The organism is Allocoleopsis sp., assembly GCF_036703385.1.
In the GTDB taxonomy this organism is placed as follows: Bacteria; Cyanobacteriota; Cyanobacteriia; order Cyanobacteriales; family Coleofasciculaceae; genus Allocoleopsis.
The window spans coordinates 22,283-30,099 of sequence record NZ_DATNPA010000242.1 but is presented as its reverse complement, the minus strand read 5'-3'; the positions used below and the strand labels follow the sequence as shown (position 1 = coordinate 30,099).

Genomic DNA, 7,817 nt, shown 5'->3' with positions numbered 1-7,817 from the left:
ACGTTACAGGTATCGAGAATGGCGGTTAAATTTCCCCCGCTCCCGCCCAGAAAAACGCGCTGGGGTGCTGGAAGATGCTGCAAAATCCCCGGTGCATTGCCATGAATTGAGGTAACATTTTTCACCTGGAGGCGTTGGCAGTTCTGTTCAATTAAAGTACTTCCGATCGCCGTTTTCTCAATCGCATAAACCTGAGAAGTTACCGACAAACGCGCAATCTCAATCGAAACCGAACCCGTTCCAGCGCCGATGTCCCAGATGGTTAACCCTGGTTGCAGTGCTAGTTCTCCCAAGATGAGAAGCCGCACCTCACGTTTCGTCATCAAACCGGGGCGATCGCTAAAACTTAAAAATATCTCGTCCGGTAATCCCATCATGGGGAGAGAGTTAACATCTAGGGGTTTGTCATCTAGCTCTGACTTACGCAGTAATACAACCACATTGAGCGGCGCGAACGTTTTGTGTGATAACTCATCTACTGATATACATTGAACTCGCTCATCACTGCCTCCCAAATTTTCACAAACCCAAAATTCGTAGCGATTGGATAAATCCATAGCCACTAACAAACGCGCGATCGCACCAGGCGTATTTGTCCCATCCGTCAGTACGGCAATCTTCTCAACCCCCTGCTGTAGCGCAACTGTCAACGACTCCATCGAACGTCCGTGGATACTGATCGCGCAGGCATCCTGCCAAGGCACCTTAATTCGGTTGAAGGCGAGCTGAACTGAACTGGTATGGGGATGAAAAGTCAACTGCTCTCGAGGCAGTTCTTCTAATAACAGTCGTCCCAAGCCGAAAAAGAGTGGATCGCCACTCGCCAATACGACAATACATGTATTGGTTTCACCTGCCCCTAGTTGGGAGCGAATGTCTCGAATCGTCTGGATAAAATCTCCCAATACCAGGCGTGAAGCCGGATGGTTGGGAAAGTAGCTCTGCAAGCGATCGCTCCCCACTAATAAACTTGCCCGTTCCACAACCTGCCGCACTGTATCCGTTAATCCAGCTGCGCCATCCAAACCAATGCCAACAACGTGTACTTCTGCCATAAAAAAGTTGAAGGTTGGAAGGTTGAACGTTGAAGGTTACTCAGAAAAAGTTGAAGGTTGGAAGGTTGAACGTTGTTCGCGTAGCGTTTCCCGTTCGCCATAGGCGTTCCCGAAGGGTAGGGGTAGGTTACTCAGATTGAATGTTTCCATTCGGCGTTAGCGTTAGCGTTCCCCAAAAGTTAGTTTTACAACTGACTTGCAACCCTTATTTAACCTGCAACTTGTTAACCTTCAACCTGCAACCCTTATTCAACCTGTAACCGCTTGATTCTCCCAAGCCAAAACCATTAAAGCATTAAGAATGGCAGCCGCAACGGGTGAACCGCCTTTACGTCCCTCAACATAAATCTGAGGGACTGAGGTTTGTGCCAAAGCTTCCTTGGATTCGCTCACCGAGATGAAGCCGACGGGTGCACCAATCACTAATGCGGGTTGAATGGGTAAACATGGAAGCTGGGCACACAAAGCAAGCAGGGCAGTGGGGGCATTGCCAATCACATAAATCGCGCCTGGATATTGCTCAAAGCATTGGATTAACCCGGTTTCTGTGCGAGTCTTTCCCGGTAGCGCTTCCGATACCTGTTCGACAGCCGCAATCAGGGAGTTGCCAAAGGTTTTCGCCACCATTCCCGCTACCCCCTGCTTCACCATCCCGACATCGGTGATAATTGGTGTTTGCTGTTGGATAGCTTTGATGCCAGATGCGATCGCACCTTCACTAAACCGAATCAATTGGGCAAATTCAAAATCAGCCGTACTGTGAATAACTCGCCTGACAATGGCATACTCAGCAAGATTAAAGTTATGTTTGCCAATTTCTCGATCAATGACGGCAAAACTTTGCTCCATGATCGGATGGATGGGCAAGTTCATCGTCAATTCTCCTATCTCTATATTTCCTCTTGCTCTGTACTCTGCGAACTCTGTGCCTGGAGTGGTTCGTCTTAAAAAACCTGAGTTCGATATAAGCTGAAAGCTTTGATTCTCTGTACCGAAAGAGAGCCTAAAGCCCTGACTATTTCGTTGAGAAGCCTTTTATATCGAACTCAGGTTTAAGAGCTACGGCTTCATAAAAAACCGATCTTAAACTATAGGCGTCGTGGTGGGAGTACAGTAGCCGATCAGCGCATCAGTCTGAATGGAATGGTGAATTTTGCACTCGGATGAAACAATAAGTCGTGGAAAAATTCAAAATTTGAAAGATACATCTCATCGATTGTGAATAAATTCCTAATAGCTGAAGGCTGGCAACTTTAGAACTCTAAAACCGGCCAGTCAGGTTTACGATAGTAGCGCACCATATCGTCAAATTTCCGCAATTCCACCCGCCTAGCACACAGGGGCGCTAATTCCTCTTCTAGCGCTTCCTGACTTAATTTTGATAGCGTGTCAGCAAGGCGATCGCGATCTAAGTCTGGTGATATTTCCCCGAAATAGGCCAGGGTAATGTGAGCCGTAAAGTGATACTGTTGCTCAATCCCTAAGGCAATTAGACCTGAACTTTGGTAGATAGCACGGCGAAAATCCAACATTCGTTTGTAAGAGTCTTCGTCTTGGGGTGCCAAACACACGGCGATCGCACGAGGGCGAATCATAATCCCTAACAGTTGCCAGCAAATCGGATTACCGTTACTCAGTAACTTCTGATAATTTTGAAAGCTCTCCCCGATACGGATTTGTAGTTGCTCCTCAAAGTTGGGATTTTCATTCTCCCGATCGCGGAAGGCACTATCCCAAATTAAATCCGCCAGAGTTAAATGAAAGCTCTCAGGAGGTACTAGTACGATTAAACCAGGGTCTAGTTCCTGCAACAGCTTTTTTTGCAGCACTTCCAAGGGAGTGTAGAATGCAGAATTCTCCGACTCTTCCTCCCAGGGGGGTGTAACCACTGAGTACCCTGGAAACGGTGCCGCCTGTCTGCTGCCGTCTGGGAGAAGCTTAAACTTGGGTGACTCTTGAATATGTTGCAACTGGGACTTGTATGTTGCTGGTAGCGTCAGCCGTGCCACCCGATTTAAATATGTTTGAAAAGTCTCGTCCAATCTCGATCCCCTCTCTAACCTTGGGTGTTTACTATGCCAATTTACCTCTACTGGGGAGAAGATGACTTTACCCTGACACAAGCTGTAAACCAACTGCGCAAGTCAGTCCTCGACCCCAACTGGGCTAATTTTAACTATGACAAAATTCCCCCCGACCAACCAGATGCCGTCATCCAAGGGCTGAATCAAGCACTGACTCCACCGTTTGGCATGGGTAAGCGCCTAGTCTGGTTAGTAGAGACAACAGTGTGCCAGCAATGTTCAGAAAATTTGCTAGCAGAACTAGAGCGTACTCTACCTTTGATTCCAGAAGAGTCTATTTTGTTACTGACAACGCGCAATCGACCTGACGGGCGTATTAAATCAACTAAACTGCTGCAAAAGTATAGCGTAATCCAGGAGTTTTCTCTCATCCCCCCTTGGAAAACAGAAGAACTGGTGCAGCGGGTACACGCCTATTCTAGAGAGGTTGGCGTCAAACTCACAGATGCAGCCGCCCAACTGTTGGCACAGTCAGTTGGTAACGATACTCGGCAGCTGCTCAACGAACTAGAAAAATTGCAACTCTATATTGGGGATTCAGTCAAACCGTTAAATGAAAAAACAATTGCTACCCTAGTCACAGCTAATACGCAAAACAGTTTGCAACTTGCCGCCGCGATTCTCCAGGGAGATGGGGTCAAAGCGTTAGGATTGGTGGCTGACTTAATCAATAAAAACGAACCAGCCTTGAGGATTGTTGCCACTTTAATCGGGCAATTTCGTACCTGGCTATGGGTAAAGCTGATGGTGAGTGCGGGAGAACGTGACCAAAAAGCGATCGCTACGGCAGCTGAGGTGGGGAACCCCAAACGAATTTACTTTATCACCAGGGAGGTTCAGTCCCTTTCTCCGAATCAACTGACTTCAACTCTACGGGTGCTGCTAGAGTTAGAATTCGAGCTGAAAAGAGGTGGCGAACCTTTGGCAACCCTACAAACTAAAGTCATAGAACTCTGTCAAATTTGTAAGAATTAGTTTAAAGGGATTGGACATGTAAGTTCTGGGTTGAATTCACAATCCATTCCTATTTCTAGTTCTACCCTTTCCCCCTTACTACTACGTCAGACCTCGTTGACTTAAATTTCATGCATTCTGAGGAACTTATGCCCCGTAAAATAGTTCAGAAAATACTAGCCCTCTGTGGTTTGTGTTTGGTGTTTTATAGTCCCACGCGCTCGTCATGATGACTTCTTACTGTTCTCGACCTGACTTAACCCGAATATTCTCCCAGTGCCTACTAATAGGAACTCTGACGACTATTAGTCTTCTTGCAGGACTTACACCTGGGTTGTCTAAAGACTTGCATACCCTTGTCTTCACGTCTTCAGCTCAGGCTCAAGATGTGACGGCTGATGAATTGACACGATACGTTCGTGCTTCCTTAAAAGTGGAAGCTCTACGTTTAGCGACTTACGACGAGATTAAAAGAGCCAACAATGGCACAGTGCCTGAAATTCGGTCTTGCTCCTCCTTGGAAGGACTTTCCACTGAAGTGGCTGCTATTTGGACGCGTTTTTGCTCTCAGGCTCAAAATTTAATCGAGAAACAGGGCCTCTTGAATATTCGCTACAACACCATTACAAAGCTGCGGCAAGATGATCCGAATTTAGAAAGACGGGTAATCAAGGAAAGAGATAGACAGCTCCAGCGTTCTTAGGCTCTTACAGGCAGGGTCAACCGATTTTGGATTTTAGATTTACGATTGTGGATTAGCCCTGTCCCCTTATGGGCAGGGCTTGGGGATTATTGAAGCCTGACAGTTGCGTGCGTCAGTCCTACAGGGATACTTTCAGGATTGGGCGACCTCATGTACCATCTTTAATTGATGAACAACCCCTTCGCTGTGTTGTGTCAACCTTAACTAAGCAGAATTCAGAAGGGAAATAAAGTGGAGCACAAACAAATATCTCTCAATCCCCTCAGTGTATTTCTGGAGAGAACCCCCATTTCTCTAGCGGCCTCTCTCCGACTCTTGGTAGTCATCGGTTGGCTTACCGGAATTACAGCGATTTTGTCTGGATGTGGTTCTAATTCAGCATCTAATTCTCCGACGCCTATTCCCACTGTGACATCAGTCAGTACAGAGGACATCGAAAGTTACGCCAGAGCTGTTCTATCTATCGACACAAACCGTAAAGCGGCCTACGAAGAAATTCAGAAGATGACCCGTAATGAGACTGTTCCTGACGTTACTTGCACGGAGGCAAAATCCATAACAGCTCTCTCAAAAGATATTCAAGGGATTGCGGTGAACTACTGCCAGCGATCCAAGAAATTTATTGAAAATGAAGGATTGACAACAGGTAGATTTAATGAAATTACCGTCAGGGCCCAGTCCAATCCGGAATTACAACAACGCATTCAAAGTGAATTAGTTCGCCTTCAACCCAACTAATCAGTGCTACTCTGATTTCCTGCTGATGCTGACTTTTACACAACGTCTGAGTGCTGAGGTAAACAGACCTGTCAGCTTTACCCTCTCGCTCACGGCTGAGGAACGTACCCGGACACGCCACCGCTTTGAAGTGCCTGAGGGTCGAGTTGTCTATCTGCGCTTACCGCGAGGTACTGTCTTACAGGATGGGGATTTACTACAATCCGAGGAGGGTGATGTGATTGTACGGATTGTGGCTAAGCCAGAACCTGTAATCACAGTGACATCTCAGAGGGCTGTGGATTTGCTTAGAGTGGCCTATCATTTGGGTAATCGCCATGTGCTTTTAGAGGTTGCCCCTAACTATTTACGGTTGTCTCCTGACCCCGTTTTGCAGGCCATGCTGAACCACTTAGGAGTGACTGTCAAGGAGGAAGTGGTATCCTTTCAACCTGAAAGCGGGGCTTACGGGCATCATCACCTTTTCAGTGAACAGTGAACAGTGAACAGTGAGCCGTTTGACACCAGACCTACCGATAGTTGGTCAGGAGATAAATGCTCACTGTTTGACTGTTAAAGAATTGGGGGTTAGGAACCAGCATGAAGGATGAAAAAAACTTTTCCAGTCCCCAGTTCCTCCTACCCTCTTCCCTCTTGCATCTGTTGCAACTGGCTAGCCCAGCGCTGCCTGTCGGTGCCTATAGTTATTCTGATGGTTTGGAACTATTAGTTGAAACGGGTGTAGTTAATAACCAAGAACACTTGTGGCAATGGCTAGAACAAGAACTGCGGTATGGGGCGATTCGCTTGGAAGCCGCCGTGATGATACGTGCCTATCAGAGTGTTGTCAGCGGGAATGTTCAGGCGTTAGGATACTGGAATGCTTGGCTGACAGCCGCCAAGGAAACTGCTGAGTTGCGATCGCAAAGTTGGCAGATGGGCAACTCTCTAATGCGGCTGCTTCTGGATTTATCACCTTCCCCAACCACTCCAGAAATTCTGCCCATACAGGATTTAGCGTCCGCTACGGGTACACCGTGTAATTATGCGATCGCTTTTGGCCTTGCTGCCGCATACTGGCAAATAGACCTCACAGGGTGTGTCTTAGGCTACTTACACAGTTGGGCATCTAATCTCATCAATGCTGGGGTGAAACTCATCCCCCTGGGTCAGACGGTCGGTCAACAGCTCTTGCTTGACCTTAGCGTCAACCTCACTCGATGCACTCAAGACGTTTTATCCTTGGACGATGAACAATTAAGTAATTGTGGCTGGGGATTGGCGATCGCCAGTATGGCTCACGAAACTCAATATACGCGCTTATTCCGGAGTTAGTATAGAACTACGTGAATCATAGAATTACGTGAATCTACGTAAATAAAAGTTGATAAGCTACTCGAACCCATTACCTGCCTAACCGCTGATTAGGCCATTTAGCTCAGACAAAGTCCCCCTCTTTACGTAGATCTATCGCATGGGATATGATCTATACTCGAAAAGAAGTATAAATTTCCAAAGCCGATCTAGTTAGATTTACTGACTAAACTACGACAAAGCTGGATCAGGGGCGATTCACCAACGGGAAGGGTGTTTTCAAGCGGTCAAGAGTTAAGACAAACTTGACCCTTCTAAGTAAGGGCTACCCGAAATCAGAAAATCTACCAAAGCTGTAAGCTAGTCTATTTTCTAGCCCAGGCTGCAAACAAACTTAACGAAAAGCTTGCTTCAGGGGTATTTTAGCTTTTCTGCGTTGTTATCGCAATCAATTCTAAATAACTCAGGATTTTTGTAATACAGGGTTTTCAAGGCAATTGAGGCTTAGGCAGTGTGAGGCACAAGCCAAGATGCCTAAGACAGCAATTCTTAATTCCATGAATTACACAAAGGGATAGCTATCTAGCTGGCGCATCACCAAGGTGTATTACACTCATCTGCAATCCACTATATCATGCGCGATCATTACCTGCAACATATTGCTCTTTTAGCTTCGCCCCTACCAATCCGGAGCTTTAGGGATAGCGGCGGGGCGTGCCCTATAGGGGTTGCCGTATGCGGAGCATGGGCATATCATCGCCCAGTCCGGAGGTTTAGGGGGTGTTCAAGGTCGTATAGAAAAGCCACTTGTATTACGACTAGCCAAGATCCCGAAACATCTTACCTACATGTGTTGTGAACTCAATCTTTAATGTTCAAGCTTTGCTGATTGCGTATTACAGGGCTTTATCGGTGGACTCGAAGTTGTGGAATCCATGAATCAGCAAGAGCCTCACTAAACATTGGGTTGGTTTGGCTTAAACTCCAGCG

At 46.7% G+C, this 7,817-nt stretch carries 8 protein-coding genes; 5 read left to right on the top strand and 3 right to left on the bottom strand.

Annotated elements, in window-relative coordinates; genetic code table 11:
* The 3 genes from cbiE to V6C93_RS11810 all read right to left on the bottom strand — a co-directional run.
* A partial coding sequence (gene cbiE / locus V6C93_RS11820) for a precorrin-6y C5,15-methyltransferase (decarboxylating) subunit CbiE (RefSeq protein ID WP_333476857.1) occupies positions 1 to 1,055 on the bottom strand: 1,055 nt, incomplete at its 3' end.
* A gap of 249 nt (positions 1,056 to 1,304) precedes the next feature.
* Positions 1,305 to 1,928, bottom strand: coding sequence for a cobalt-precorrin-8X methylmutase (locus tag V6C93_RS11815; protein WP_333476856.1), 624 nt, complete (start codon positions 1,926 to 1,928; stop codon positions 1,305 to 1,307).
* 380 nt (positions 1,929 to 2,308) lie between these two features.
* Positions 2,309 to 3,097, bottom strand: a complete 789-nt coding sequence (locus tag V6C93_RS11810; RefSeq protein ID WP_333476855.1) for a DUF1868 domain-containing protein — start codon at positions 3,095 to 3,097, stop codon at positions 2,309 to 2,311.
* Positions 3,098 to 3,130: 33 nt separating this feature from the next.
* Between V6C93_RS11810 and holA the strand changes: the two genes are divergently transcribed.
* The 5 genes from holA to V6C93_RS11785 all read left to right on the top strand — a co-directional run bounded on the left by holA (position 3,131) and on the right by V6C93_RS11785 (position 6,848).
* Complete coding sequence (gene holA, locus V6C93_RS11805; RefSeq protein WP_333476854.1) at positions 3,131 to 4,114, top strand: DNA polymerase III subunit delta; 984 nt, start codon at positions 3,131 to 3,133, stop codon at positions 4,112 to 4,114.
* 205 nt (positions 4,115 to 4,319) lie between these two features.
* Positions 4,320 to 4,796, top strand: a complete 477-nt coding sequence (locus V6C93_RS11800) for a DUF4168 domain-containing protein (protein WP_333476853.1) — start codon at positions 4,320 to 4,322, stop codon at positions 4,794 to 4,796.
* A 231-nt stretch (positions 4,797 to 5,027) separates the two neighbouring features.
* On the top strand, positions 5,028 to 5,534 hold the full coding sequence (locus tag V6C93_RS11795; protein WP_333476852.1) for a DUF4168 domain-containing protein: 507 nt from the start codon (positions 5,028 to 5,030) through the stop codon (positions 5,532 to 5,534).
* Between the two features lie 25 nt (positions 5,535 to 5,559).
* Positions 5,560 to 6,012 (top strand): urease accessory protein UreE, encoded by a 453-nt coding sequence (ureE, locus tag V6C93_RS11790; protein WP_333476851.1) that lies wholly within the window; start codon positions 5,560 to 5,562, stop codon positions 6,010 to 6,012.
* A 101-nt stretch (positions 6,013 to 6,113) separates the two neighbouring features.
* Positions 6,114 to 6,848, top strand: a complete 735-nt coding sequence (locus V6C93_RS11785) for an urease accessory protein UreF (protein ID WP_333476850.1) — start codon at positions 6,114 to 6,116, stop codon at positions 6,846 to 6,848.
* The last annotated feature ends 969 nt before the right edge of the window (positions 6,849 to 7,817 follow it).